At 55.4% G+C, this 26148-nt stretch carries 29 protein-coding genes, 2 tRNA genes, 1 pseudogene and 1 riboswitch; of the genes and pseudogenes, 17 read left to right on the forward strand and 15 right to left on the reverse strand.

Translation table 11 applies throughout. The annotated features are described in order from the left end of the window. Positions 1-40 precede the first annotated feature (40 nt). The 4 genes from ACJTMZ_RS05380 to ACJTMZ_RS05395 all read right to left on the reverse strand — a co-directional run bounded on the left by ACJTMZ_RS05380 (position 41) and on the right by ACJTMZ_RS05395 (position 2104). Complete coding sequence (locus ACJTMZ_RS05380) at positions 41-562, reverse strand: GNAT family N-acetyltransferase (RefSeq protein WP_032670168.1); 522 nt, start codon at positions 560-562, stop codon at positions 41-43. 6 nt (positions 563-568) lie between these two features. Further along, the gene (locus ACJTMZ_RS05385; protein ID WP_015570876.1) at positions 569-838 is read right to left on the reverse strand and encodes a DUF1778 domain-containing protein; all 270 of its coding nucleotides are present in this window, start codon (positions 836-838) and stop codon (positions 569-571) included. Between the two features lie 73 nt (positions 839-911). Further along, a complete protein-coding gene (locus tag ACJTMZ_RS05390) occupies positions 912-1817 on the reverse strand; it encodes a DMT family transporter (RefSeq protein ID WP_015570877.1) in 906 nt (301 codons plus the stop codon). Between the two features lie 116 nt (positions 1818-1933). Then, on the reverse strand, positions 1934-2104 hold the full coding sequence (locus ACJTMZ_RS05395) for a general stress protein (protein ID WP_001273664.1): 171 nt from the start codon (positions 2102-2104) through the stop codon (positions 1934-1936). A 391-nt stretch (positions 2105-2495) separates the two neighbouring features. Here ACJTMZ_RS05395 and wrbA point away from each other — a divergent pair, with 391 nt between their 5' ends. Together wrbA and ACJTMZ_RS05405 are read left to right on the forward strand one after the other, a co-directional pair. After that, positions 2496-3092: an NAD(P)H:quinone oxidoreductase gene (wrbA, locus tag ACJTMZ_RS05400; RefSeq protein ID WP_006809323.1), complete on the forward strand. Its 597-nt coding sequence runs from the start codon at positions 2496-2498 to the stop codon at positions 3090-3092. Between the two features lie 18 nt (positions 3093-3110). Beyond that, positions 3111-3338 (forward strand): YccJ family protein, encoded by a 228-nt coding sequence (locus ACJTMZ_RS05405; RefSeq protein ID WP_006809324.1) that lies wholly within the window; start codon positions 3111-3113, stop codon positions 3336-3338. A 33-nt stretch (positions 3339-3371) separates the two neighbouring features. Here ACJTMZ_RS05405 and agp read toward each other — a convergent pair whose 3' ends face one another. Further along, entirely contained in the window at positions 3372-4613 is a 1242-nt protein-coding gene (agp, locus tag ACJTMZ_RS05410; protein WP_408626881.1) for a bifunctional glucose-1-phosphatase/inositol phosphatase, read from the reverse strand. Between the two features lie 152 nt (positions 4614-4765). Between agp and ACJTMZ_RS05415 the strand changes: the two are divergent. Continuing rightward, a pseudogene (locus tag ACJTMZ_RS05415) lies at positions 4766-4873 on the forward strand (winged helix-turn-helix transcriptional regulator); the annotation flags it as partial. Between the two features lie 66 nt (positions 4874-4939). On the opposite strand, the gene ACJTMZ_RS05420 reads toward ACJTMZ_RS05415, so the two are convergent. Further along, on the reverse strand, positions 4940-5299 hold the full coding sequence (locus ACJTMZ_RS05420) for a helix-turn-helix domain-containing protein (protein ID WP_017384779.1): 360 nt from the start codon (positions 5297-5299) through the stop codon (positions 4940-4942). Positions 5300-5399: 100 nt separating this feature from the next. Between ACJTMZ_RS05420 and ACJTMZ_RS05425 the strand changes: the two genes are divergently transcribed. Then, the gene (locus ACJTMZ_RS05425; RefSeq protein ID WP_252010829.1) at positions 5400-6149 is read left to right on the forward strand and encodes an SDR family oxidoreductase; all 750 of its coding nucleotides are present in this window, start codon (positions 5400-5402) and stop codon (positions 6147-6149) included. A 1-nt stretch (position 6150) separates the two neighbouring features. On the opposite strand, the gene ACJTMZ_RS05430 is transcribed toward ACJTMZ_RS05425, so the two are convergent. Further along, positions 6151-6654, reverse strand: coding sequence for a DedA family protein (locus ACJTMZ_RS05430; RefSeq protein WP_015570881.1), 504 nt, complete (start codon positions 6652-6654; stop codon positions 6151-6153). Between the two features lie 159 nt (positions 6655-6813). Then, positions 6814-6983, forward strand: a riboswitch (M-box (ykoK) riboswitch). 60 nt (positions 6984-7043) lie between these two features. Between ACJTMZ_RS05430 and ACJTMZ_RS05435 the strand changes: the two genes are divergently transcribed. Then, the gene (locus ACJTMZ_RS05435) at positions 7044-8045 is read left to right on the forward strand and encodes a magnesium transporter (protein ID WP_015570882.1); all 1002 of its coding nucleotides are present in this window, start codon (positions 7044-7046) and stop codon (positions 8043-8045) included. A 42-nt stretch (positions 8046-8087) separates the two neighbouring features. Here the strand turns inward: ACJTMZ_RS05435 and ACJTMZ_RS05440 are convergent. Beyond that, positions 8088-8175: transfer RNA gene (locus ACJTMZ_RS05440), tRNA-Ser, on the reverse strand. Between the two features lie 254 nt (positions 8176-8429). On the opposite strand from ACJTMZ_RS05440, the gene ACJTMZ_RS05445 reads away from it, so the two are divergent. Further along, a complete protein-coding gene (locus ACJTMZ_RS05445) occupies positions 8430-8957 on the forward strand; it encodes a LuxR C-terminal-related transcriptional regulator (RefSeq protein WP_015570883.1) in 528 nt (175 codons plus the stop codon). A 30-nt stretch (positions 8958-8987) separates the two neighbouring features. On the opposite strand, the gene ACJTMZ_RS05450 is transcribed toward ACJTMZ_RS05445, so the two are convergent. Continuing rightward, positions 8988-10601: a mechanosensitive ion channel domain-containing protein gene (locus tag ACJTMZ_RS05450; RefSeq protein WP_252010830.1), complete on the reverse strand. Its 1614-nt coding sequence runs from the start codon at positions 10599-10601 to the stop codon at positions 8988-8990. Positions 10602-10774: 173 nt separating this feature from the next. On the opposite strand from ACJTMZ_RS05450, the gene ACJTMZ_RS05455 reads away from it, so the two are divergent. Genes ACJTMZ_RS05455 through ACJTMZ_RS05465 form a run of 3 tightly spaced genes read left to right on the forward strand, consistent with a single transcriptional unit; the run spans position 10775 to position 13568 of the window. Beyond that, complete coding sequence (locus tag ACJTMZ_RS05455; protein ID WP_252010831.1) at positions 10775-11782, forward strand: ABC transporter substrate-binding protein; 1008 nt, start codon at positions 10775-10777, stop codon at positions 11780-11782. Continuing rightward, entirely contained in the window at positions 11779-12810 is a 1032-nt protein-coding gene (locus ACJTMZ_RS05460) for an iron chelate uptake ABC transporter family permease subunit (protein WP_252010832.1), read from the forward strand. The genes ACJTMZ_RS05455 and ACJTMZ_RS05460 overlap by 4 nt, the downstream gene beginning before the upstream one ends. Continuing rightward, complete coding sequence (locus ACJTMZ_RS05465) at positions 12807-13568, forward strand: ABC transporter ATP-binding protein (protein ID WP_015570887.1); 762 nt, start codon at positions 12807-12809, stop codon at positions 13566-13568. Before ACJTMZ_RS05460 ends, ACJTMZ_RS05465 begins: the two co-directional genes overlap by 4 nt. Positions 13569-13629: 61 nt before the next feature. Here the strand turns inward: ACJTMZ_RS05465 and ACJTMZ_RS05470 are convergent. Together ACJTMZ_RS05470 and ACJTMZ_RS05475 are read right to left on the reverse strand one after the other, a co-directional pair. Beyond that, positions 13630-13717 (reverse strand) — tRNA-Ser (locus tag ACJTMZ_RS05470). A gap of 144 nt (positions 13718-13861) precedes the next feature. After that, entirely contained in the window at positions 13862-15490 is a 1629-nt protein-coding gene (locus ACJTMZ_RS05475) for an ABC transporter substrate-binding protein (protein ID WP_252010833.1), read from the reverse strand. A 270-nt stretch (positions 15491-15760) separates the two neighbouring features. On the opposite strand from ACJTMZ_RS05475, the gene yccA reads away from it, so the two are divergent. Next, complete coding sequence (yccA, locus tag ACJTMZ_RS05480; RefSeq protein ID WP_003858127.1) at positions 15761-16420, forward strand: FtsH protease modulator YccA; 660 nt, start codon at positions 15761-15763, stop codon at positions 16418-16420. 88 nt (positions 16421-16508) lie between these two features. Beyond that, positions 16509-16838, forward strand: coding sequence for a sulfurtransferase TusE (gene tusE, locus ACJTMZ_RS05485; RefSeq protein ID WP_003858129.1), 330 nt, complete (start codon positions 16509-16511; stop codon positions 16836-16838). Here the strand turns inward: tusE and yccX are convergent. Next, a complete protein-coding gene (yccX, locus tag ACJTMZ_RS05490; RefSeq protein ID WP_017693676.1) occupies positions 16835-17116 on the reverse strand; it encodes an acylphosphatase in 282 nt (93 codons plus the stop codon). The two genes, tusE and yccX, sit on opposite strands and share 4 nt — an antisense overlap. A gap of 93 nt (positions 17117-17209) precedes the next feature. On the opposite strand from yccX, the gene rlmI reads away from it, so the two are divergent. Continuing rightward, on the forward strand, positions 17210-18400 hold the full coding sequence (gene rlmI, locus ACJTMZ_RS05495) for a 23S rRNA (cytosine(1962)-C(5))-methyltransferase RlmI (RefSeq protein ID WP_015570890.1): 1191 nt from the start codon (positions 17210-17212) through the stop codon (positions 18398-18400). Between the two features lie 60 nt (positions 18401-18460). After that, positions 18461-18778, forward strand: a complete 318-nt coding sequence (gene hspQ, locus ACJTMZ_RS05500) for a heat shock protein HspQ (protein ID WP_003858136.1) — start codon at positions 18461-18463, stop codon at positions 18776-18778. A gap of 32 nt (positions 18779-18810) precedes the next feature. Here hspQ and ACJTMZ_RS05505 read toward each other — a convergent pair whose 3' ends face one another. Continuing rightward, on the reverse strand, positions 18811-19224 hold the full coding sequence (locus tag ACJTMZ_RS05505; protein WP_006809337.1) for a CoA-binding protein: 414 nt from the start codon (positions 19222-19224) through the stop codon (positions 18811-18813). A 171-nt stretch (positions 19225-19395) separates the two neighbouring features. Between ACJTMZ_RS05505 and csgI the strand changes: the two genes are divergently transcribed. Both csgI and mgsA read left to right on the forward strand, forming a co-directional pair. Beyond that, a complete protein-coding gene (csgI, locus tag ACJTMZ_RS05510) occupies positions 19396-20058 on the forward strand; it encodes a curli synthesis inhibitor (protein WP_252010834.1) in 663 nt (220 codons plus the stop codon). Positions 20059-20138: 80 nt separating this feature from the next. Next, positions 20139-20597 carry a methylglyoxal synthase gene (gene mgsA / locus ACJTMZ_RS05515; protein WP_003858146.1) on the forward strand — a complete coding sequence of 153 codons (459 nt, stop codon included), beginning with the start codon at positions 20139-20141 and terminating at the stop codon, positions 20595-20597. Positions 20598-20650: 53 nt separating this feature from the next. Here mgsA and helD read toward each other — a convergent pair whose 3' ends face one another. After that, the gene (gene helD / locus ACJTMZ_RS05520) at positions 20651-22705 is read right to left on the reverse strand and encodes a DNA helicase IV (protein WP_252010835.1); all 2055 of its coding nucleotides are present in this window, start codon (positions 22703-22705) and stop codon (positions 20651-20653) included. Between the two features lie 122 nt (positions 22706-22827). Here helD and ACJTMZ_RS05525 point away from each other — a divergent pair, with 122 nt between their 5' ends. Both ACJTMZ_RS05525 and yccS read left to right on the forward strand, forming a co-directional pair. Further along, entirely contained in the window at positions 22828-23274 is a 447-nt protein-coding gene (locus ACJTMZ_RS05525; protein WP_015570894.1) for a YccF domain-containing protein, read from the forward strand. 18 nt (positions 23275-23292) lie between these two features. Continuing rightward, positions 23293-25455 (forward strand): YccS family putative transporter, encoded by a 2163-nt coding sequence (yccS, locus tag ACJTMZ_RS05530; protein ID WP_015570895.1) that lies wholly within the window; start codon positions 23293-23295, stop codon positions 25453-25455. Here yccS and ACJTMZ_RS05535 read toward each other — a convergent pair. Next, positions 25412-26038 carry a TfoX/Sxy family DNA transformation protein gene (locus ACJTMZ_RS05535; RefSeq protein WP_017384804.1) on the reverse strand — a complete coding sequence of 209 codons (627 nt, stop codon included), beginning with the start codon at positions 26036-26038 and terminating at the stop codon, positions 25412-25414. The two genes, yccS and ACJTMZ_RS05535, sit on opposite strands and share 44 nt — an antisense overlap. Positions 26039-26148 lie beyond the last annotated feature (110 nt).

Raw genomic sequence — 26148 nt, forward strand, 5'->3', positions numbered from 1 at the left:
CGGCGACGCCTTACCCGACCTGCATGTTCCTTAAGAGCGATCACGCCTGCTCAAACAGTCGTTCTATAGATTGCGTGGGGAAGAACAGCGAACTGCTGTTTTCACCTGCCAGCGGGATAAACCCCAGCTTCAGATAAAATCGTTTGGCCCGTTCGTTAAGCGCATCCACAAAAATTCCGTGGACGCCAACAGCCTGCGAGGCCAGATAAACAACGCGCATAGCGTGTGTGACAAGCGTTGTTCCCCACTCGTTTCCCTGGAGTTCTTTATGGACAGCCAGACGCCCCAGCGTCACGCTGGGGACGTTGCTGTATGGGATGCGGCGCTGCTGAGTCTTTGAAGGAAGCATCGCTTTTTCAAAGCAACTTCCCGAGAGTGTGTAATAGCCCAGGACACGCGGATGGTCGCGTTCTTTAAGCAGGTAGCCGCGTAAAATACGCCCGCCGTGCTGACGTACCAGGTGCTCGGTAAGGAAGGCATTTAGCGAGGGTTCACCACAATCGAAATCGCCGAAATCGTAATCGGTTCCCTCTGATAACATTTCGATCGTGAGATTTGCCACGACGCTTCACTCCATGTTTCGAAGACGTTTCGCCGCTCGCTTCAGGCGTTCATTTGGCTCTGGCGGATTGTCGATGGCATCCATAACGGCAATCCATGAGGCTTCGTTTAATACGAGACGCCGATGCTGTTCGATGACTTCGGCAGCACGCTCTGACGCACTGTTCACCATAAACTGGGTGATCGTTTGGTTGGTCATCGCTGCCGCTTCTTCAATCATTGTTTTGTCTTCGTCCGACAGGCGAAGATCGATACGCTGTTTTTTGAGTGCTGGCATGGTTTCATTTATCGTGTACGGTTTTCATCCGTACACATCGTAGTTAAACCTGCCCTTTATTTCAATCAAAAGCTTATTCGGCCGTTAAATCGTTCACCGCATTCCGACGCTTTCTGAGCTTTAACTCACTCACCAGCACGCCGAGAACAATAAACGCCGCACCTACCAGCGCCAGCAGCGTCAGACGCTCCCCGGCGAGTCGCCCGAAAATACCCGCCCACACCGGTTCACCGGTATAAATGACCGTCGCCCGTGTCGGGGATACGCTGCGCTGCGCCCAGTTCATGGTGACCTGGATAATGGCGCTGAAAATGCCCAGCCCCAGCGCCACGACGATAAGCCCGGTAGACATCGGCGGGACGGACTCCCCTGCTGGCACCATCGTCGCGAACGCCACCAGCGACGCGGTGGTAAGCTGCACCACCGTCACCCGCTTGACGTCCACTTTTCCTGCCCAGGCGCTAATCAGAATAATTTCTGCCGCAATGGCAACGGCCCCCACCAGAGTGATGATCTCCCCCGGCCCCAGCGCCAGCAGATTATTTTCCGGCCCGGCTAATAAAATAAGACCGATGAACGCCAGCACGATGCCAATGCACGACATCAGCCCCGGCATTCTGCCGAGGCACAGCCACTGCAACAGCGGCACCAGCGGTACGTACATGGCAGTGATGAAGGCGGATTTACTGCTGGAGATAGACTGGAGCCCCCACGTTTGCAGGCTGTAGCCCATGGCAATCGCCACACCAATGGCGACACCCGCCTTAAGCTCTCTCAGGGTCAATCCGCGCAGGGTTTTCAGCGAAATAAGCGCCACGGCAATCGCCGCGGTTGCAAAGCGCAGCCCTACAAAGAAAAACGGATCGCTCATCGTGACCGCGTACTGAACGGCAAGAAAGGTTCCGCCCCAGAACATGGTGATCAAAATCAGGATCGCTTCCTGAGGCTTAATGGAGAAGGTAAAACGGGAAACGGACATGGGACACCAGCACGAAGAATTAATCCTGTAGTGTGCGATGCCTTTGATGACAGTTCAATGTAGCTGACATAAAAAAACCGCCGGGAAACCCGGCGGCAGGGCGTTAACCCGGCGTACTACTTATTGCTGCCGTGGCTATTTTTACCCCCTTTTTTACCAGCCTCTGATGCGCGCTGAGGGTCGTTTTTGAAGTTGCCCCCGCTAGACTGGCCACCTTTACGACCTGCTTCTGATGCTCTTTCACGGTCTTCAGCGAAATTACCTGAACCACCACGATGGTTTGCCATCTCTAACCTCCAGAGTGTGAAACATTAGACATCATATTGCATTCAGTAAAAGAGGATTCTTTCACCTCGCGGCTCAAGGACAGTGCCTTTATCTGTGCCGCGTGAAACTAAGCTTAGTGTAATGCGGCTATCCGGCAAGCGAGAGGTAATATTCTGCAACATGATCTCAGCCTTTCGTATGAAATATCGGGGAAGTTATTCATAAGCCATTCTTATATTTTGAAAAATCCGCGCCGCGAAAGTTGTTTCATTTTGCTACAAGGCGCGTAACCAAAAGATATTGTTATATATCAAAGAAATGCCGTTCATTTTTGCAGTCTGGCTGTGATGTCATATCTTTAAAGGAACGCAGCGATCCGCTGTAAGAAAAACCAACGAGGAGTGATGCAAAATGGCAAAAGTTCTGGTGCTCTATTATTCCATGTATGGACACATTGAAACCATGGCTCACGCAGTAGCAGAAGGCGCAAACAGAGTAGACGGCGTTGAGGTCGTGGTTAAACGCGTACCGGAAACCATGCAGGCGGAAGCCTTCGCCAAAGCCGGGGGGAAAACACAAAACGCCCCGGTCGCCACCCCGCAGGAGCTCGCGGACTATGATGCCATTATCTTCGGCACCCCGACCCGCTTCGGCAATATGTCCGGCCAGATGCGCACCTTCCTCGACCAGACGGGCGGGCTCTGGGCCTCCGGCGCGTTATACGGCAAGCTGGCCAGCGTGTTCAGCTCTACCGGCACGGGCGGCGGCCAGGAGCAGACGATCACCTCCACCTGGACTACTCTTGCCCATCATGGGATGGTGATTGTGCCGATTGGCTACGGCGCGCAGGAACTGTTCGATGTTTCCCAGGTTCGTGGCGGGACACCGTATGGTGCGACCACCATTGCCGGTGGCGATGGTTCACGTCAGCCAAGCAATGAAGAACTTTCAATCGCCCGCTATCAGGGTGAATACGTCGCGGGTCTTGCCAAAAAACTGAACGGCTAACCCAACAGGAGGACAAGTATGCCAACTCAAGAATCCAAAGCTCACCACGTGGGCGAATGGGCAAGTTTACGCAATACCTCTCCGGAGATTGCCGAAGCCATCTTTGAAGTCGCCAATTATGACGAAAAGCTGGCTGAGCAGATTTGGGAAGAAGGCAACGATGAAGTGCTGGTTCGCGCCTTCGAAAAAACCGACAAAGACTCGCTATTCTGGGGCGAGCAAACCATCGAACGTAAAAACGTCTGAACGTTCCCCCCGCCCGCGCGCGGGGGTTTTCTTCTATTTCGCCGCGTTGTTCATCACCGCATTAAATTTATCGACTGGACAGAAGCCGTTCGCATCCACCGGACAGCCCTTCAGCTCCAGCGTCACGCGCTGCGCAGGGGATTGCAGCGACAGTACGCTGGCGTTACGCAACTGCTCTGAACTCTGGTAGACATACTCAATTTTCATCAGCTCCTGATTAGTGTTTTTGTCATGCCAGCGCTGGAAGACAATTTTACCGCCAATCGGGGTTCGTTCCTGCTGGTCGTGCAGCTGATAAGGCCTGAAGTCCAGCGCGGTCAGCAGCGAGGCGATGTTAGAGTCGTGCCCCACCAGCAGGGTGATTTTTGGCGCTTTTGCCTGGTCGGTCACCAGCGCTTTATCAATGTACTTAACCAGCGGTTTAGCCACGTTCTGCGCCACCTCCGTCGACGTAAACAGCGAGTCCTGATAGCCGTTTTTCAGCTTCGACAGCACGCGCCACTGCTGATCGGTTTTGATTTCCCCCCAGGCCACCTGGTCTGTCGGGAAGCCTTCGTAATACTGTAACGTGAACGCATCCACCAGCGAGTTACCCACCTTCAGCGGCCCGGAGACGCCCGGCTCTTTTTCATAATCGGCGCTGAACGTATCTTTCGCCTCCGTCAGGGAGCAGACTTTTTTCTCCTTGCAGGACGGCGAGTCGCTGTAGTTTGTAAGCTGTTCCAGCAGTTTGTAGCTTTCATCCAGCTGCATTTTCTGCCGTTCCGTCTCCATCGCTTTCAGCGCTTTCTCGCGAAACTCAGGGGAGTTATCGGTAATGACCGGATTGAAGGTGGGGTCCATGGTGCCCATTTTTTCCTGGTGATGCACAGGAACATCGCACCCGGGGAACGCGCCGGTGATAAAGAACTGCGCGGTCGCCACGGTGCGCTGGAGGCTGTTGGCGTAGGCATAGACGGTATCCGCTGGCGGGCATTCACGCGTCTTCACCATCTCCTGCTCTGCCAGCCACTCGCGCATATAGTGACCCATATACACTTCCAGTACGCCACCTTTGGTGGTGAGCTGTCCACCCGGGACGTCCCACTCCGGCCACTGCTTCGGCGTGGACTGCTCCAGCACGCTGCCGTTATTGGCAAGCGGCGCGCGCAGGTTGTGGCGGCTCATGATGAGCACCTGTTCCAGCTGATAGCCGTCCGGCGTGTCCTGCGCCTGTGCGCCAAAGGTCACGGAAAGGGTACCTGCCACGGCAACTGCGAGTAGTGCTTTTCTCATCCCTAATTCCTCACACGTTTTTAATGTCGCCCTGAGTGTGACAGATCCGTGACAGGTTTTTCGGGAAGCATTTCTCAAACTGATGATTAACGTGCTTACGGCGTGTGCCGATGAGTTTTATAAAAAAACCATACCCCACCGGAGAATTCGCTGTGAAACGTACCCGCCTTGAAGAGAGCACCTGCCCCGTCGCCCGTTCGCTGGATATTATCGGCGACTGGTGGTCGCTGCTGATTGTTCGCGACGCGCGCTACGGGGTCGCAGTCGATATTCTGGTGGCCTATCTCACCGATGAAGCGGGGATCCGCGCTACGTAAAACAGTAGCCTAACGCTGAAGCTGGTCGCCGTATTCGCTCATCCAGGCGGCCAGCGGCGAGAGTGCGTCCTGAAGGGTTAGCCCCAGCTCGGTGATCTGATACTCCACGCGCGGCGGGATCTCCGGGTAGACCGTTCGCGTCACCAGACCGCGCTGCTCAAACAGGCGCAGCTGCTTCGTCAGCTCTTTCTGGGTGATGGGGGCAGCGGCACGCAGCAGATCGCCAAAGCGAACGGGCGTATTGAACACAATCAGGCGATAGAGAATGGGGATCGCCCACTTACCGGAAATCAGATTCACAAACTGCGTCATCGGGCAGGTATACGCCTCAGATTTTTTTTCGCAGCACGCTTCCAGCAGCTCTGCCATTTCACACCTCTTGCCTCGTTAGTATCCATTTGGTACCTGGTTTCCTTTCGATACTAACGTTTCTATAGTGCTTTCTCCAGAGACATTTCAGGAGAAGAACATGGGTCGTTTAACCGATAAGTATACGTTGATTACCGGCGGCACCAGCGGTATCGGTCTCGCCACCGCGCAGGCGTTTATCGCCGAAGGGGCGCGCGTCGCCGTGACCGGACGCAACCCGGATACCCTCGCCGAAGCAGAGCGCATTCTGGGCGATAAGGCCTGGGTGATCCCAACCGACGCAGGCGATATTTCGTCGCAAAAAGCGCTGGCGGAGACCCTCACCGCCCGCTGGCCACGCCTGGATGCGGTCTTTCTCAACGCCGGTGACGTGACGCACGCGCCGCTGGACGCCTGGCAGGAGGAGGCCTGGGACCGTCTGATGAACATCAACCTGAAGGGACCGTTCTTTTTAATTCAGGCGCTGCTGCCGCTGCTGAATAACCCATCCTCGGTGATCCTCTGCGGCTCCGTGAGCGCGCGCATCGGCCTGCCCACCAGCAGCGCGTATGCCGCGAGCAAGGCCGCCCTGCTGTCGCTGGCGCGCACGCTGTCGGCGGAGCTGCTGCCGCGCGGGATCCGCGTCAACGGTCTGAGTCCCGGTCCGGTGGAAACCCCGGCGTTTACAAAAACGGGCTTAAGCGACGAGGCGCTTAACGCGATGATGGCAGAGGTCATTAAGCTGGTGCCGCTGGGCAGAATGGGCTCGACGACCGAGCTGGCAAAAGCCGCACTCTATCTGGCCTCCGACGAGTCGAGCTACACGGTGGGAACGGAACTGCTGGTGGACGGCGGAATGGGGAGCCTGTAATTCAAAAGGCGCTGATGCCGGTGACCGCGCCGACATACAGCGCCGCCCACGCACAGGCGGAAAGCAGGCTGACGGCGTAGACCTTGACGGCGTTCAGCCTGAGCATCCCGGCCGCCAGCGGGACGATGTAACGCAACACCGCCAGGAAGCGCGACGTAAAAAGCACGATGACCCCGTTCTTTTGCAGCTGATGCTGGACCCGCAGGAACTTATTGGCATGCTTTGAGGTGAAGCGCGTGACCATCCGGGTATGCCCCATCAGTTGGCCGATATGGTAATTCAGCACCGAACCCGCCGTTGCCCCCATCACCACGGCGAGCCACGTCAGCGCAGGATGCATGCTCCCCTGGCTGACGGTAATGCCCGCCAGCAGCATCACCGACGCGGGCGGCAGCACGGAGGAGATCAGCACCGTCGATTTGCTCAGCGCCATCACGAATAACAGCACAAACAGATGTGCCGGATATAGCGCAAAATGATTCAGCAGGTTATCAAACCATGTCATTTTCCCCTCCCCCGTTAATAATTTAATTGTCCATTTAAAATGAATAACCTTAAATAAACCCTCAACATTTTATTAATAAGATTTACCTAAACCGTTCTTAAACATTATTTAATTTTCTGAGCACTAAATTTAAACAGGCGTATTATCCCTCTCGTTTTACAACGATCTCGTTATGGCGAGGCTCCTGTACAAATACACGTTATCGCTCTGGTGGGTTCGAGAGAACCGGCACAGGGTAAAACAGGCACTGTCGAATCAAGGCTTTGTCAGTATAACTTCCCTTGTGGGATACGGTGTACAGTGCTGAACCCAGGACGTGGGGATCTCCTTTCCGACATGCCCTGTCTTGCTCGCCCCTGAGAGATTTTATTATTCAAAGGGAATTTACTATGTCTTACGCTATTCACAACCAAAACCTGGCTTTTAATGACAGCGCCATCGCGCAATATATGAATACCGATTTTATCGTTATCGATATTTCATTATGCGTAGCTCTGGCACGCGAGCAGTTCTTTGAAAAATTAAAAGATGATGATATTCCGTCGCATATTTTTATCGAAGATAACGGTCGCCTCGCGGGTTTAATCGCCGTACGCAAATTATTGCAGGCCACGGATACCGTGCAGCCTGTTAAGGGGTTGATGATATCGGATTTTATTCAGCTCAAACCGGAAGATGAGCGGGCGGATGTCGCCGGGCTGCTGGCGCACGCGGGTGCGGATGTAGTGCCGGTGGTGACCCACGGCAAGCTGGTGGGCTGCCTTACCGAGCGTGAAATCGCCCATCTGCTGGAAGATGACGTTACTGAAGATGCCCAGCTTCAGGGGGCGACGCTGCCGCTGGAGAAGCCCTATCTGGAAACCAGCGCCTTCAGCCTGTGGAAGAAACGCTCCGTCTGGCTGCTGCTGCTGTTTGTTGCGGAAGCGTATACCAGTTCGGTGATCCAGCATTTTGAAGAGGCGCTGGAATCTGCCATCGCGCTGGCGTTCTTTATTCCGCTGCTGATTGGCACCGGCGGAAACAGCGGGACGCAGATCACCTCGACGCTGGTGCGCGCCATGGCGCTGGGTGAAGTCCACCTTCGCGATGTGGGTCGCGTGCTGCGCAAAGAGATCAGCACCTCGTTAATGATTGCCGCCACGCTGGGTCTGGCGGGCTGCGTTCGCGCCTGGATGATGGGTATTGGGATGGAAATCACGCTCATCGTCAGCCTGACGCTGGTCTGCATTACGCTGTGGAGCGCCATCGTCTCGTCGGTGATCCCGATGGTACTGAAACGCTGCAAAATCGATCCGGCGGTGGTCTCCGCACCGTTTATCGCCACGCTAATCGACGGGACCGGGCTGATTATCTACTTCAAAATCGCGCAGTATACGCTGGGGCTGGAATAACGAAAAAACCCTGCGATATTGCTATCGCAGGGTTTTCGAATTTGGCGGAAGCGTAGAGATTCGAACTCTAGAACCCTTTCGGGTCGCCGGTTTTCAAGACCGGTGCCTTCAACCGCTCGGCCACGCTTCCAAAGTGAGGCGCACTATAAACATCTCTGAGCATGATGTAAAGCACGAAATTGCATAACGTTACACGTCTTGCGTCGTCCCCTTCCGCCCCGCTGATTTCTTCGTCATCGGCTGGCTAAAATGTAAACATTTATTTTTACATTCATAACGTTTATTAGATTCGCAGGTGGTCATTTAGACTCTTTTTCGTACAACACCCATTAACCGTGGATCACTGCGATAAGAGATTAGCCATGACTTTATTTAACGACGATTATGAATTTTTTATTTATCAGTGATAACTACTACCTTTGCCAGGGTGTATCAAGCGCCCTGACATCAACCCATTTGATTCGCGATGACGCGGATATTCACGACCTTGATGGGGTCGATCAGGCGATGGATTTTATCATTGCGATTGAACAGGATAAGTTACGCAATAAAACCATTCGGCAGGTCAAAAAAGTTAAGCGTGATTACATTGTCCTGATGCATGAGATAGAAGCCAACCGTGCGGTGAGAATCGATAATATTATCTATTCGTCGATGCATTTTACTGCTCACCCTTTTCAACAGTTGATGCGCTTTTACCGGGCGCTCAGAACACACTCTTTTACGCGACGCGAATATGACGTGCTGAAGCTGTTTCATTTGGAAAACCATGAGATCGCGAAAAAGCTGCAACTGTCACAAAAAACGACCAGCACCTACCGCGTGAGGATCCTCGAGAAATTAAATATGCGCTCAAAAAACATTCTGGCGATGACCCGTGTAAAATCGGCGATCGTCGATCAGAAGCTGTGACATTTTGCCTTGCCACGGGAAAACCGGGCATCAGTTTTCGCCCTGAGGGGGTTTGGCTGGCGCGGTATACCAGTTCTCTTTGGCAACCATCACGCTACCCTCTGGCTGCATAACAAAATTCGGGGACATAATCTGCACGTTAAATTCGTTAAACACATCCTGTATCTGGCTATGCAGTTCATTGCGGGCAACCGCGAGGGACTGTTCGGGCAGCAGACGGACCTGCAATTCGTAAGCGATATACCAGTCCATTAACCCTAACTGGCGCACCAGCGGCGGCTCGGAAAGGTCAATCCCTTTTGCCCGTTTCGCGGCCAGCTCCAGCATGGCATGCACCTGACGCCACGGGGTGTCATAACCGATCGTGACGCTGATCGTCAGATTGAGGCTGCCATCGGGCTGTAGCGCGCTCAGGTTGGTGATCTTACCGCTCACCACCACCGCGTTGGGCACGGTAACGACATAATTTTCCCGGGTAAAAATTTTGGTCGCCAGCATGCCAATTTCACTGACCTTGCCTTCGTTATCCGCCACCCGAATGACATCGCCTTTGCGCAGCGCGCGGGAGTAAATCAGGACCAGACCGCTCATGGCATGGTTCATCACCCCCGCCGAGCCCAGCGTTAACATCAGGCCGAAGAAGACGCTAATACCTTTAAACGCCAGCGAGTTTGCACCGGGAAGAAACGGCCAGGCGGCGGAGAGAGCAAATAGCCAGACGGCAACGGAAATGAGCTTACGGGTGGCCCCCACGGTTTCCGGATGTACGCCGGGAAGTTGCAGACGACCAGCCTCCACCTGATTCAGCACCATCTTAAGAAGCTTCAGAATAAAAGCGGTAATGAGGAAAATGATCAGAACAATCGTCAGCCCCGGCAAGGCCGAGACAATCGCCAGGGCGATTTGCTGCACCACGCGAAGCGTCCAGTCTCCCAGCGACGTGCCCCACACCCGCGTCCACGGAAACAGACTGAATGCCCAGCTCAGCCAGACGTAAAAGCCGATAAACCCCAGCAGGAACATCAGCAAGGCGTAAAGCCGAATCTCAATGGCGCCAATGTACCGCCGCCAGCTTTGCGGCACCCGGCTGCGGTTCTCCACAATGCGCCGACGGTAGACGCGCCGGAACCAGCGCCAGGATCGCCACGCGCCGTAGCAGAGCAGCAACAGCGCCAGCAGGCCAGCGGCTGTTTTTACCGTCGACAGCGCCAGCCAGCCGGTATCGTATTGATCGCGCAGCGCCATCCTTTGCGCTTCCATGCGCGCCAGCACGCGCTGTGCGGCCTGATTGAGGGTAAGATCGTCCCCTTCGTCCAAATCCCCTTCCGTCAGCAGCATCACAGGTTTCCCGTTCATCACTATTAGCCGTCCCTGCTGGTTATAGCGGGTCACGGGGACGATGCTGAGCGGCTCACGCACATCCGCCTCGGTAAAATTGCGCAGGGTGTTGCGGATGCGTAAAACGCGTTCTTCCGGCGTGGTCAGGCCAAATTTCGCCTGGAGCATGACGATGGGCTGATGGAAGATGTAGACCGTTCGGGCGCGCTCCTGCTCCGTAGGCGCCTGGCGGGGCTCTGCGGCATACGATGAGAAGGCGCTCAGGGCGGCAAAACAGAACGCAAACGCGAGCAGGATCTTTTTCATCCTTACTACCCCAGGTCAGAAATCTTGTTATTTTTCAGGCAACCCGCGAATGCCAGGTGGGTATGTTGAGAATAGTCCAGCCTTTCGTTTCTGCAACAAGCGACGGTGAGCGTGTTGCTCTCAGTCACAATATATGTATTATGTTATAACATAACAATTTCGGATTGCGTTCTATGTTACTTAAAAATGGGTTATTTCTGGCTTCACTGCTCTCCATGGCGCCTGCCGCTTTCGCCGCAACCACCTGGCCCCTCACGATTGAAAATTGCGGCGTTAAGCAGACCTTTACGCAGGCTCCTCAGCGCGTCGTGACCGTGGGTCAGCATGAAACAGAATTACTGCTCGCACTGGGGCTGGAGAAAACGATCGCCGCGACGTCAGTCTGGTTCGGCAAGCTCCCGGCCCCGCTGGAGGATGCCGGGAAAAACCTCCCCAGGCTTGCGGATAATTCCCCCTCCTTTGAGGCCGTGGTAGGGCAGAAACCTGAACTCGTTCTCGCACAGTATCACTGGCACATTGGTCCGCAGGGAGAAGTGGGAACCCGTGAGCAGTTTGCGTCGCTGGGGATTAATACGTGGATCTCCCCTGCCGACTGCACGGATAAAACGGTAACGGAAACCTCAAACGCAGACGGAGCACGTAGCGCGCCGTTTTCACTGGCGGAAATTACACGGGAAGTGACAGATCTGGCGACGATTTTTGATGTTTCCGCGCGAGGTGAGCAGCTCAATCGTGCGCTGGCGGAGCGTATTAAAAAGGCCCAGGCGCGCGCCTCCGCGAAACCGTTTAGCGTTGTATTCTGGTTCTCCAGCAGCCGTCTGAATGGCGATCCCTGGGTGGCCGGGAATTACGGCGCGCCTGGCTGGATCAGCCGCACGCTGGGGTTGAAGAACATTATTGACTCTCACGACGAATGGCCCTCTGTAACGTGGGAACATATAGCCCGATCGCAGCCGGACGTGATTGTTATCGCCGGGATGTCCCGCAGGCTCTACCCTGCCGATGACGTAGAGGTAAAAAAAGCGTTCTTGCGCAGTGACCCGGTGACAAAGAACATGCCTGCGGTCAGGAACAACCACATCATCGTGGTGCCAGCGATGTCGTTAAACCCTTCATTGCGTAACGTCGATGCGGTTGAGCTTATCAGCGATCGGCTGGCTACTTTCCGGGATGAACAATGAGTCATTTCGCTTTTGACCGCCGCCAGCAGGGTTTACTGGCAGCAGGTGCCATGGCGCTGCCGCTGATGCTGGTCTTTGCCGCCAGTATCGGTGATATGCCGGTGTCGTATGCCAGTACCGGGAAAGCGATCCTCAACGGACTGGGTTTGACCTCTTATGCGTTGCCGCAAACGGAGGAAGGTATCGTCTGGCAATATCGCATGAGCCGGGCAGTAATGGCCGCGTGCAACGGCGGCGGCCTGGCGTTGTGCGGGCTTGTGTTACAGTCGATCCTGCGTAACCCTCTGGCTGAGCCTTATCTGCTGGGGATTTCCGCGGGCGCATCGCTGGGGGCCGTCTGCGTGATGCTTCTCGGCATCGGGGGGAGCGTGATTGGCGTGAGCAGCGGTGCGTTTGTCGGCTCGTGCGCCGCCTTTGCGCTCATCATGGTGATTACGAACGGGATGAGTGAAAGCCCGTCGCGCATTTTGCTGGCTGGCATTGCGGGCACCCAGCTCTTCAACGCCATGACCGCGTACGTCGTCAGTACGTCCGCCAATGCCGAGCAGTCCCGTAGCGTCATGTTCTGGCTGCTGGGAAGTCTGAGCGGCGTGCGCTGGCCTGACGCGCTGCTGGCACTGGCCGTTACGCTTGCGGGTTTACTGGTGGTATTGCTCTTTTCACGGGCGCTGGACACCTTCACCTTCGGGGATGAGGTCTCCACCACGCTGGGGATCCCGGTTACCGCCGTGCGTATTGTCTTATTGCTGACCTGTGCCATTGTTACCGCAACGCTGGTGAGCGCCACGGGCGCAGTGGGGTTTGTCGGGCTGGTCATTCCCCATGTAACGCGCATGCTATGTGGGCCGGGCCATCGTCTATCTATCCCGCTGACGTTTCTTATCGGCGCCCACTTTATGATCCTCGCCGATATCGTCTCACGCACGCTGATTGTGCACCATGTTCTGCCCATCGGGGTGGTGACTGCGCTGGTGGGCGCCCCCGTCTTTGTGGCGTTGCTTTATCAAAACCGAAAGGAGCATCCATGAATATTACCGTGGCCGGGTTGACCGTAACCCGACAAGCGCAGACGGTGCTTAAGGATATCGATCTCGACCTGCCATCCGGGCAGATTATCGGCCTGTTAGGGCCAAACGGCTCGGGCAAGTCGACGCTGCTGCGCTGTCTCGCCGGGCTGTTTCCACGACTCAGCGAACGCGTGGCGCTTAATGGCACAACGCTCGGCATGATGCCGCTGAAAAAACGCGCGCAGCACATGGCGTTTGTCCCGCAACATGCTGAGGTCGACGGAGAACTGACCGTTGAGGACATTGTCAGACTGGGGCGTACGCCCTACCGGAAAACATTCCAGAAAACCTCGCGCGACGATGAGGCTGCGGTTGAGCAGGCGATTGGCCTGATGCAGTTATGCCGCTTACGCCAGCGGCGATGGCACTCTTTGTCTGGCGGAGAGCGCCAGCGAAGCCAGATAGCCCGCGCGCTGGCCCAGCAGCCGCAGGTGCTGTTGCTCGATGAACCGACAAACCACCTGGACATTCAGCACCAGCTGGAGCTGATGCGGCTCGTTTCACAGCTGCCGCTTACGGTGGTGGTTGCACTGCACGATCTCAATCTTGCGGCCAATTATTGCCAGCGTCTGATCCTCCTGAAGGCCGGGCAGATCGCCGCCACGGGCGCGCCCGAAGCGGTTCTGACGCCGGCAAACATCGAGGACACCTGGTGCGTAAAAGCTCAGGTCTGCAAGGCCGACGCCGGGATCACGATAAGCTACAACATGGTGGCATGACGGAAGACTGGCGCAAAAACAAAAACCCCTGCGATATTGCTATCGCAGGGGGTTTCGAATTTGGCGGAAGCGTAGAGATTCGAACTCTAGAACCCTTTCGGGTCGCCGGTTTTCAAGACCGGTGCCTTCAACCGCTCGGCCACGCTTCCTAAGTGAGGCGAACTATAAACACCTCACCGCGCGCTGTAAAGAGTGCGCGCATTCGTTCGCTTTAAAAATAGCCAAAATGCGTTTAATCGGTTGAATAGACGACAGATTGGCCGTTTTGGCAGCATAATATCCACCGCGGATCGTTAGTGCTTTTTGATGTACATATCTTTGGTGTAGTAGTACCCGAGCTTGTCTGGCGTGAAGCCCCCTACCCACGGTTTCACCAGGTGCGTGCGCACGTAATGATAGACCGGGATCGCCGGTACATCCCGTCCCAGCAGATCTTCTGCCTGCTGGTAGAATTTACCGCGCTCCTCCGCCGTTTTCGATTTCGCCGCGTTCACCAGTGCCCGATCGTAGTCCGGATTGCTGTACTGAGTGGTGTTTTGGCTGTCCCCGGTACGGAAGTTGTTCAGGAAGGTTGCCGCATCGTCGTAATCGGCAATCCAGGCGTAGCGTACCGCGTCAAAGTTATGGGTGTGCATGGTATCAAGCATGGTTTTCCACTCCTGATTTTGCAGCTTCGCCTCCACGCCGAGGTTCTTCTTCCACATTGAGCTGGCGGCAATGGCAATACGCTGGTGCGATTCCGAGGTGTTATAGAGGAGATTAAAGCTGAGCGGATGGCTGTCGTTAAATCCGGCTTCGGCCAGCAGCTTTTTCGCCTCGGCAATGCGTTTATCCATCGGCCAGCTGGCGTAATCCGGGTTCTGGAGCTTGACGCCGCCAATATCCGGCTGGCTGATCAGCCATGCCGGGCGCTGGCCCTGCCCTAATACTTTCCCGGCGATGATGTCTTTATCCAGCGCCAGGTTCAGCGCCTTGCGCACGCGGGCGTCGTTGAACGGCGGCCGGGTGGTGTTGAACTGATAATAATAGGTGGCAAGCTGCGGTGAAACGTCCAGCTCGCTCCCCAGCGTTTTCTTCAGCTGAGCAAACTGGTTGATCGGCACCGTGTAAACAATGTCGATTTCGCCCGCTTTGTAGCGGTTGACGTCAGCAGCTTCAGAGGAAATGGGCAGATAGGTCACCTTGTTGATGACGGTATGTTCGTTATCCCAATATTTCGGGTTACGCACCGCCACAATGCGTTCGTTAACCACCCACTGTGACAGTTTATAGGCCCCGCTGCTGACGAAGTGCTCCGGTTTGGTCCACTTATCACCGAAACGGCCTACCAGGACTTTATCAATTGGCACCAGAGACGGGTGAGCCAGCATCGCCAGGAAAGCGGCGTTAGGTTGCGTGAGCGTAACTTCCAGCGTGGTGTCATTGATGGCTTTCACCCCCAGCGACTCGGGCGCTTTTTTGCCTTCTGCGATATCAGTGCCGTTGACGATACGCATACTACCGGGATAGCTGGCATACGGAGAGGCGGTTTTCGGGTCGACCAGCCGCTGCCAGCTCCAGACAATATCTTCCGCGGTGATGGGGGTTCCATCGCTCCAGGTAATGCCCGGACGCAGATGGAACGTCCAGACGGTGTTGTCTTTATTTTCCCATTTCTCCGCGAGGCGCGGCTGGATTTCACCTGCCGGAGAGACGCTGACCAGCCCGTCGAATAAATCGCTGATAATATTGAATTCGACATCGCTTTCGACTTTATGCGGGTCGAGCGAGGCGGGTTCACTGCCGTTGTTCCTGACCAGTTCCTGCTTATCTGCCAGCTGGGTTCCTGCCGGCACGTTAGCCGCCCAGGTTGCCGTGCTGGCGCACAGGATCACTGCGGTTAACAAAGAGAGTGTAAAGTGCGTGCGTGTTTGTGGTTTCATTTCCTTCGCCTTATTGTCTGTTTTTATGACGATCCGGAAATAACTCTTAGCGGCCTTAGGGAAATAACGCAATATTTTTCAGTGACCTATAAGAGGTTGATCTGAATACGCTCTACAAACCGCACTTCATTCTGAGTACAAAGGCTTTGCCAGAATAAAAAACCAGCATAATCCCTAAGGGGCTGAGTAAAGATGGGTAAAACCACTTTGCGTCTGCCGCGCCGTTTCCTATTCTTTGCGCTAATTACATCTGTCATAAGAGAGTGACTCATGGATCGTATAATTACTTCTTCACGCGACCGCACATCGCTACTCAGCACCCATAAGGTGCTGCGCAATACCTATTTCATGCTCAGCCTGACGCTGGCGTTTTCGGCGATCACCGCGACGGCCAGCACCGTACTGATGCTGCCTTCTCCGGGCCTGATCCTCACGCTGGTGGGTATGTACGGTCTGATGTTCCTGACCTACAAAACCGCGGATAAACCGGTGGGTATTCTCTCCGCGTTCGCCTTTACCGGCTTCCTGGGCTACATTCTGGGGCCAATCCTGAATGCCTATCTGTCTGCCGGAATGGGCGACGTGATTGGTATGGCGCTGGGCGGTACCGCGCTGGTGTTCTTCTGCTGCTCGGCCTACGTGCTGACCACCCGTAAGGACATGTCCTTCCTTGGCGGTATGCTGATGGCAGGTATCGTGATTGTGCTGGTCGGTATGCTGGCGAACATCTTCCTGCAATTGCCTGCGCTGCATCTGGCAATCAGCGCGGTGTTTATCCTGATTTCATCCGGCGCAATCCTGTATGAAACCAGCAACATCATTCACGGCGGTGAGACGAACTATATCCGCGCCACCGTGAGCCTGTATGTGTCGCTGTACAACATTTTTGTCAGCCTGCTGAGCATCCTGGGCTTCGCCAGCCGCGATTAACTCACCGTGCTGTGAACAGGGCCCCGCTTATGCGGGGCTTTGTTTTTTTGGTAGACTTAGGCGGTTTTTGACTAACGTGTGAATGAATATGTTGAGTTTTGAAGGCAAAGAGATCGAAACCGATAACGACGGTTATCTGAAAGAGAGCAGCCAGTGGAGCGAAGCGCTGGCGGAGAAAATTGCGGAAAACGAAGGAATTACCCTCTCCCCGGAACACTGGGAAGTGGTGCGCTTCGTGCGAGAATTTTACCTTGAATTCAACACCTCGCCGGCTATCCGCATGCTGGTCAAAGCCATGGCGAATAAATTTGGCGAAGAGAAAGGCAACAGCCGTTATCTGTATCGCCTGTTTCCGAAAGGCCCGGCTAAACAGGCGACAAAAATCGCCGGCCTGCCAAAGCCGGTAAAATGCATTTAATAGCGAATACTGAAGTCAGCGTATTCCCGGTCGGGTTGATGCGGTTCCGTTAGCACCTTATCAACCCGCGCGCTGCGCGGTCCGCCCGCTTTCAGCCACGCCACCAGCTTCTCAACCCGATCCGCCTCACCGCAGGCCACAACCTCCACGCTGCCATCATCCATGTTACGCGCATACCCTGTCAGCCCGAGCTGAAGGGCTTCGCGCTGGGTGCTGTAGCGGAATCCGACGCCCTGTACAAGGCCATGGACCCAGGCAATGGTGCAAACATTTGACATCATCCTTCTCCTTATCCGACTGGCGCGTTGCATTTCCTCACTGAAGTCGGGAAAATGGCGGCCATTTCATTGGAATCGACAGAATAGCAAATTATGAGTGTACGTTTAGTGTTAGCCAAAGGGCGCGAGAAGTCATTACTGCGCCGTCATCCCTGGGTCTTTTCCGGCGCGGTTGCCCGCATGGAAGGTAAAGCCAGCCTCGGTGAAACCATCGATATTGTTGACCATCAGGGGAAATGGTTAGCACGCGGCGCATACTCGCCAGCATCTCAGATCCGCGCGCGCGTCTGGACGTTCGATAAAGAAGAAACCATCGATATCGACTTCTTTGTCCGTCGTTTGCAACAGGCGCAGCAGTGGCGCGAGTGGCTGGCAAAGCGTGACGGGCTGGACAGCTATCGTCTGATTGCCGGAGAGTCCGACGGGCTGCCGGGCGTGACCATTGACCGCTTCGGCAATTTCCTGGTGTTGCAGCTGCTGAGCGCCGGGGCGGAATACCAGCGTGCCGCGCTGATTAGCGCCCTGCAAACCCTGTTCCCGGAATGTGCCATTTACGACCGCAGCGACGTGGCGGTACGTAAAAAAGAGGGCATGGAGCTGACGCAAGGCCCGGTCACCGGCGAACTGCCGCCTGCCCTGCTGCCTATTGAAGAGCATGGCATGAAGCTGCTGGTGGATATCCAGGGCGGCCATAAGACCGGTTATTACCTCGACCAGCGTGACAGCCGTCTGGCAACGCGCCAGTACGTTGCCGATAAACGCGTGCTGAACTGCTTCTCTTATACCGGCGGCTTTGCGGTCTCTGCCCTGATGGGCGGCTGTGCTCAGGTGGTGAGCGTCGACACCTCACAGGAAGCGCTGGACGTGGCGAAGCAGAACGTTGAGCTGAATAAGCTGGATCTGAGCAAAGCGGAGTTTGTGCGCGACGACGTATTCAAACTGCTGCGTAAATACCGCGACCAGGGCGAGAAATTTGACGTCATCGTGATGGACCCGCCGAAGTTTGTTGAAAACAAAAGCCAGCTGATGGGCGCCTGCCGTGGCTATAAAGACATCAACATGCTGGCGATCCAGCTGCTGAACCCGGGCGGCGTGCTGCTGACATTCTCCTGCTCTGGCCTGATGACGACAGATTTATTCCAAAAAATCATCGCCGATGCCGCAATAGATGCGGGTCGTGATGTACAATTTATAGAGCAGTTCCGTCAGGCCGCCGATCACCCGGTGATCGCTACCTACCCGGAAGGGCTGTATCTGAAAGGGTTTGCCTGTCGCGTCATGTAACTTGAAAAGAGAAATATTGCCCGCACATAGTGTGTATGTAATGTTTCCCGGGAGGTGACTATGATTGCCAGCAAATTCGGTATCGGCCAGCAGGTCCGCCACACCTTGCTTGGATATTTGGGTGTGGTCGTGGATATCGACCCGGAGTATTCCCTTGATGAACCGTCAGCAGACGATCTGGCCGTTGACGCAGAGCTTCGCGCCGCGCCCTGGTATCATGTGGTTATGGAGGGCGACGATGGTCAGCCTGTCCATACCTATCTTGCCGAAGCGCAGCTGAGTGGTGAACTACAGGATGAGCATCCGGAACAACCCACTATGGACGAGCTTGCTCAGACCATCCGCAAACAGTTACAGGCACCAAGGCTGCGCAACTGAAGGTGTAAAAAAGCCCGTCAAACGGGCTTTTTTTATTTTGCCAGCCCCAGACGGGGAATATCGATTGCCGGACAGCGATCCATCACCACCTTCAGCCCGGCATCGCGCGCCAGCACGGCCGCCTGCTCATTAATCACGCCCAGCTGCATCCACAGCGTTTTCGCGCCGATGGCAATCGCCTCCTGCGCCACGCCCCAGGCCGCCTCTGAATTACGAAAAACGTCCACCATATCCACCTTTTCCGGCACGTCCGCGAGCGTCGCATAGCCCTGCTGGCCCAGCAGCGTTTTCCCCGCCACCTTCGGCGAGACCGGGATCACGTGATAACCCTGATCCAGAAGGTATTTCATGACCCGATAGCTTGGGCGATCCGGTTTATCGCTCGCGCCGACCAGCGCGATAGTACGCGTGGACGTCAGAATCTCGACAATGTCGTTCTCTTTCATGCTCTTCCTCCTGGCTTTTTTCAAAGTGTACGTCAAAGCGGACATCTCAACCACGCATCCCATACAGAAGTATGAGGGCAAAACGGCAGAATATGTCTATATGTTAGTAAACGTGTTTGTCGAAAACTTTTGATACATTCTTACCGGGTAGTTTGTCTACAGGAGTCTGCTATGAAAACCGACATTGCCTGGGCTATGGTTGCGTTAATCATGCCGGTTTTTGTTTTCGCAACCACCCTCAGACTCTCAACCGACATTGACCTGCTGGTGCTGGACGGGAAAAAAGTCTCCAGCTCCCTGCTGCGGGGTGCAGACAGTATCGAGCTGGATAACGGCCCGCACCAGGTGGTTTTTCGGGTGGAAAAGACCATTCGCCTCGCCGACAACGAACAGCAGGTGTACATTTCGCCTCCGCTGGTGGTCAGCTTTAATACCCAGCTTATCAGCCAGGTCAATTTTCGTCTCCCGCGCCTTGAGACAGAAAAGGAGTCACTGGCATTTGATGCCTCGCCGCGCATTGAACTGGTGGACGGGGACTCCATGCCCATCCCGGTAAAACTGGATATTCTGGCGCTGACAAAAAGGTCAAAGGGAACAGACTATGAAGCGGACACCGAGACCTACAACAGGGCCAGCAGGCGCGCCTCGCTGCCCCAGTTCGCCACCATGATGGCGGATGACAGTACCCTGCTTTCGGGCGTATCGGAGTTGGATGTACTCCCCCCTCAGTCGCAGACCCTTACTGAGCAACGCCTCAAGTTCTGGTTCCAGAATGCCGATCCGGACACGCGCGCCCGTTTTCTGCAATGGGCGAAGCAACAACCTTCGTCGTAAGCCACATTTTTTCGTCCTTTCTCTTGCAGCATCAGCCAGTTCCCGTCATCGTGTAACGAGGTAACCTCACGGATAAGATTATGGAACTGACAACACGCACACTTCCGGCGCGCAAGCACATTGCTCTGGTTGCGCACGATCACTGTAAACAAATGCTGCTTAACTGGGTTCGTCGCCATCAGCCTCTTTTACAGCATCATGCCCTTTCTGCCACGGGAACAACCGGCAACCTGATCCACCGCGAAACCGGTCTGGAAGTGAATGCCATGCTGAGCGGCCCGATGGGGGGTGACCAGCAGGTAGGTGCTCAGATTTCAGAAGGTAAAATTGACGTTCTGATTTTCTTCTGGGATCCGCTGAACGCGGTTCCGCATGATCCGGACGTTAAAGCGCTGCTGCGTCTGGCGACGGTGTGGAACATTCCGGTAGCCACCAATCTTTCAACGGCAGATTTCATCATTGAATCGCCGCAGTTTAACGATCCGGTGGAGATTTTGATCCCGGATTATCAGCGTTATCTTGCGGAGAGACTGAAGTAGTTTTTTGCCCGGTGGCGCTGCGCTTACCGGGCCTACAGAATTTGCCCGGCGCGTTACGGCTTTCTCGCCACCGGCACGTCAATACTTTTCAAAATATCGACAAACACCGACGGCTCCTCTTTGTTGAACAAGAGCCACACGCGATGGCGCGCGCGGGTTATCGCCACGTACAGTAAACGCCGCTCCTCTGCATCCGGGAAATCTTCCGGAACAGGTAATAACGCCTCTTCCATCACGGATTCCCGCGCCGGTGCAGGGAAACCGTCGCTCCCCTCTTTTAGCCCCACCACAATCACGTAGTCGGCCTGCTGCCCTTTACTGGCGTGAATGGTCATAAAATCGAGCTGAAGTTTTGGCCAGCGCGTCGCCGCTTTTTCCAGCGCCGTCGGCTTGAGGTGATGATAACGCGCCAGCACCAGAATACGCTCATCCGGTTTCGCATAGCCGCTCAGTTTATCCAGCAGCGGTTCCAGCTGATCGTCCGCCAGCAGCGTGACGGCCTTTTTATCCCCCGACGTCAGGCTGTTAAGCGGTTTCGACAGCTGGTGCGGGTTCTGCTGAATAAAACGGTTGGCTATTTCGCCAATCCGCGAGTTGAAGCGGTAGGTGATGTCCAGATCGCTGCGATCGCCTTCCCCAAAATAGTGGTGGAAGGCCGTTGTGAGGGATAGTTGCGCCCCGCTGAAACGGTAGATAGCCTGCCAGTCATCGCCCACGGCAAACAGCGACGTGTGTTTATTCTGCGCCCGCAGCGCCGAAAGCAGCGCAGCGCGCTGCGGCGAGATATCCTGAAACTCATCCACCAGGATGTGTTTCCACGGGCTGACGAAGCGCCCTTTCTCCAGAATGATAATGGCCTGATGGATCAGCCCCGAAAAATCGACCGCGTTTTCGTCTTTCAGCGCGGTTTTCCACGCTTTCAGCATCGGCGCCATCAGCTTAACCCGTTTAGAAAACACAGCGCGGATCGACTCCGGTGCGCTTTCTATCATCTCCGCCTGAGAGCCGCCGTGCATGCGCATCAGGCTTACCCACCGGTCGAGACGAGAGCCCAGCCGGCGCGCCAGCTTTTCATCCTGCCAGAAGCTGCCCTCGGGCACCTCCCAGCTGAGTTCCTCTTCAAGCCACTGACGCCAGCCTTTCGCCTGCGCCTTTTTTTCACTGCACTGCTGACGCCATGCCTTGATAAACAGCGCCTGGCGAGCCTGAGCGTCGTTCTCCAGCTTGCTGACAACAGGAACTTTTTTGCTGCCCTGTTGAATGATGTGTAAAGCGAGGGAGTGGAACGTGCGCGCCGAGATATCCTGGGTATGCAAACGCGCCTGAATGCGCTCATCCATCTCCTGCGCAGCCTTGCGACCAAAGGCCAGCAGCAAAATCTGGTCTGCAACCGCCTCGCCCGTTGTCAGAAGCCAACCCGCGCGCGCCACCAGCACCGACGTTTTGCCGCTCCCGGCACCTGCCAGCACCAATAAAGACTGTTCGCCATTCACCACGGCGCGCGCCTGGGCAGGATTGAGGGGCGATGACTCCACTGTACTGAAGAAGTCGGCATATTGCGTAAGCATCGCCTCAGTCCAGGCCTGGTTATGCGCCAGACGGCTTTTCTCGATATCGCTCAGCCAGGCCTGGCACTTCCGCCACGCGTCGCGGCAGTTCTCAAATTCCTCAAGCCGCGCCACCGGTAAAGGCAATGCCGTCAGCGCCTGGGCGATTTTTTGCTGAAGCCCGGCGGTTTGCTGGCGCGTCAGCCACTTCTGCTGCGTATTGCTTAGCGCGATATCGTCCAGCACCTGTTGCAGAACCTGTGCGGCAATCACGCTCATCTCCTGGCTCCACTGCTGCCAGCGCGTGTTCAGATGATGGTGGAAGCGTTGGGTTTCCGCCCACTCGGTCCCGTGGAGTCGCACCACTTTGTCTGCCGGCAGGACGAACTCCAGCTCCCCCCATACCAGCCCTCGTTTACAATGAATGGCCAGTAGCTGATTAAACGGAATAAGGTATTCGTGGCGTTCACCGGAGACTTTCACTCCTGCATTGAGCAGGACAATCTTGTCGTAAGGGTGCTGCGCCAGGCGTTTGCCCATTGAAGTTGCTTTCAGTTCCATATCCTGCCGGATCCACGAGGTCATAATTTGTCAGACAGTTTAACTGCCAGTTTTAAGGTGCTCCAGCCCAAAAAAACGTTACAATCACCGGGCGTTAATCATATCGAAGGAAATGAGGGTTTATGCGTACCGTTCTGAATGTGTTGAATTTTGTCCTTGGCGGTTTTGCCACCACCCTTTCCTGGCTTTTTGCCACCCTGGTGAGCATCGTGCTCATCTTCACCCTTCCGCTGACGCGCTCCTGCTGGGAAATCACCAAACTGTCCCTCGTTCCTTATGGAAATGAAGCCGTACACGTGGATGAGCTGGAGCCGGAAAGAAAAAATGCCTTCATGAATACCGGCGGCACGCTGCTGAATATTTTATGGCTGATCTTCTTTGGCTGGTGGTTGTGTCTGATGCATATCTTCGCTGGTATCGCCCAGTGCATCACGATTATAGGCATTCCGGTTGGCATCGCTAATTTCAAAATTGCTACCATCGCCCTGTGGCCGGTAGGACGCCGTGTTGTCCCGGTCGAAGTCGCGCAAGCCGCGCGTGAAGCCAACGCCCGTCGCCGTTTTCAGTAATAAGGACTGGCCGCACTCATGCTAAGCCCCCTTCTTCGTCGCTATACGTGGAACAGTAACTGGCTGTATAACGTCAGGATCTTTATCGCCCTCTGCGGCACCGTCGCTCTGCCGTGGTGGCTGAATGACGTGAAGCTCACCATCCCCCTCACGCTTGGGGTGGTGGCCGGTGCGCTGGCGGATCTCGACGACCGCCTGGCCGGTCGTTTGCGTAATCTGGTCATCACGCTGGTCTGCTTCTTTATTGCTTCCGCCTCCGTTGAGCTGCTTTTCCCCTGGCCCTGGCTGTTTGCCTTAGGGCTGACGGTGTCTACCAGCGGCTTCATTTTGCTCGGCGGCCTCGGGCAACGCTACGCCACTATCGCGTTTGGCGCCCTGCTGATTGCCATTTACACCATGCTGGGCGTCTCTCTTTACGATCAGTGGTATCAGCAACCGGTCCTGCTGCTGTTGGGCGCTATCTGGTATAACCTGCTGACCTTAACCGGACATCTTATTTTTCCGGTTCGTGCCTTACAGGACAACATTGCCCGCAGTTACGAACAGCTGGCCCACTATCTGGAGCTGAAATCCCGGCTGTTTGATCCGGATATTGAAGAGGACAGCCAGGCGCCCCTGTACGATCTGGCGCTGGCAAATGGCCAGCTGGTCGCCACGCTGAATCAGACCAAAGCGTCTCTGCTCACCCGTCTGCGCGGCGATCGCGGTCAGCGCGGTACCCGGCGCACACTGCACTACTACTTTGTCGCCCAGGATATTCACGAGCGCGCCAGCTCCTCGCATGTGCAGTACGCTGACCTGCGCGAGAAATTCCGCTACAGCGACGTGATGTTCCGTTTCCAGCGCCTGCTGTCGATGCAGTCTCAGGCCTGCCAGCAACTTGCGCGCTCAATACTGCTGCGCACGCCCTATCAGCACGATCCTCGCTTTGAACGCGCATTCAGTCATCTGGATGCGGCCCTCGATCGCGTTCAGGCCAGTGGGACATCGCCGGAACAGTTCAAAGCCCTGGGATTCTTGCTCAACAACCTGAGAGCCATCGATGCTCAGCTCGCCACCATTGAGTCTGAACAGGCGATGGCAATGCCGGGCAATGACGCCGACAACCAGCTTGCCGACGACAGTCTCAACGGTTTCAGCGATATGTGGCTGCGCCTGAGCCGTCATTTTACGCCGGAATCCGCCCTCTTTCGCCATGCGGTAAGGATGTCGCTGGTTCTGTGCGTCGGCTACGCGTTTATCCAGATAACAGGATTGCACCACGGTTACTGGATCCTGCTGACCAGCCTGTTTGTCTGCCAGCCGAACTATAACGCTACCCGCCATCGGCTCGCGCTGCGTATTGTCGGGACATTAGTCGGGGTCGCCATCGGGCTGCCGGTGCTCTACTTTGTGCCATCCGTAGAAGGGCAACTGATCCTGATCGTGATTACCGGTGTACTGTTTTTCGCCTTCCGCAATGTGCAGTACGCCCACGCCACGATGTTCATCACGCTGCTGGTGCTGCTCTGCTTCAATCTGCTGGGTGAAGGCTTTGAAGTGGCCCTCCCCCGCGTGATCGACACGCTAATCGGCTGCGCCATTGCCTGGGCGGCGGTGAGCTTTATCTGGCCGGACTGGCGTTTTCGTAACTTACCGCGCGTGTCCGACAGAGCGATGAACGCCAACTGCCGCTATCTGGATGCTATTCTTGAGCAATACCATCAGGGTCGCGATAACCGTCTGGCCTATCGGATTGCCCGTCGCGATGCGCATAACACGGACGCAGAGCTGGCTTCCGTTGTCTCGAATATGTCAACTGAGCCGCGCGCCACGGCAGAAATCCGGGAGACAGCCTTCCGCCTGCTGTGTCTGAACCACACGTTCACCAGCTATATCTCTACCCTTGGCGCCCACCGTGAGAAACTGACAAATCCGGGCATCCTGGCGCTGCTGGACGACGCCGTTTGCTACGTTGATGATGCGCTTCATCATCAACCTGCGGATGAGCCACGGGTTCACCAGGCACTGGATGAACTGGTGCAACGTATCGCACACCTTGATCCTGGCACCGACAACAAAGCTCCGCTGGTCCTACAGCAAATTGGCCTGCTTATCGCTTTGCTGCCGGAAATTTGTCGGCTGCGACAGAAGATCGCTACCTGGCGGAATGATGGCCCTGCGACTCAGGCAGCGCATTAAACCACTCCATAAGCTCCCGGCGAATATCCGCCGGGAGTGCCGCTTCATGTAACCCTTCGATGGCGCCTTCAAGCGCGAACAATACCCGGATACTCAGCGCTTTATTCTTAGAGCGCATTTTCAGCCAGCTCGTCTTCGCCCCCAACTGTCGTAGCGTCTCTTCATTGGTAATGCCCGCCTCCATAAGCAGGACCTCAATCTGAAAGGTCAGGTTCGGCAGATCCTTAAGCCGATTACGCTGATGGCGCTGGTAGCGCTCTTTCCTGGCGGCATCGAGCGCAAACGAGGAGAGCTGAAGCAGCTTTTCCCTGTTTTGCCACAGACCTTCATCCACACGGTAGTAATTAAGCAGCACTGGCCGTCCTCGTTTCATCAGGGTCAGAAAAGAGGAGGCGTTTTTTACACAGTATTTTGCACTTTGCTCACAGGCGCGAAGGTACAGCTCGCCGTCAGACACCATCGCGAACACCGCTTCATCCACGGCCAGGGTATAACCGCCAAACAGGGCGCGATGATGAATTTCGCCCAGCGGAGAGAGGTATTCCTGAGATTGATAAATCCGATCATAAGATATCTTTTTCATGATAATTCCATTAAAAATCATACAGTAAACACGATATTTCTTACTAACGGATCCGTTAGCAGGAAAATAGGCAACTTATTGCCGTTGGGCAAGATGATTTTTTCAGGTTC

The sequence above is a fragment of the Enterobacter sp. DN genome (assembly GCF_046054285.1).
Lineage (GTDB): Bacteria > Pseudomonadota > Gammaproteobacteria > Enterobacterales > Enterobacteriaceae > Enterobacter > Enterobacter hormaechei_C.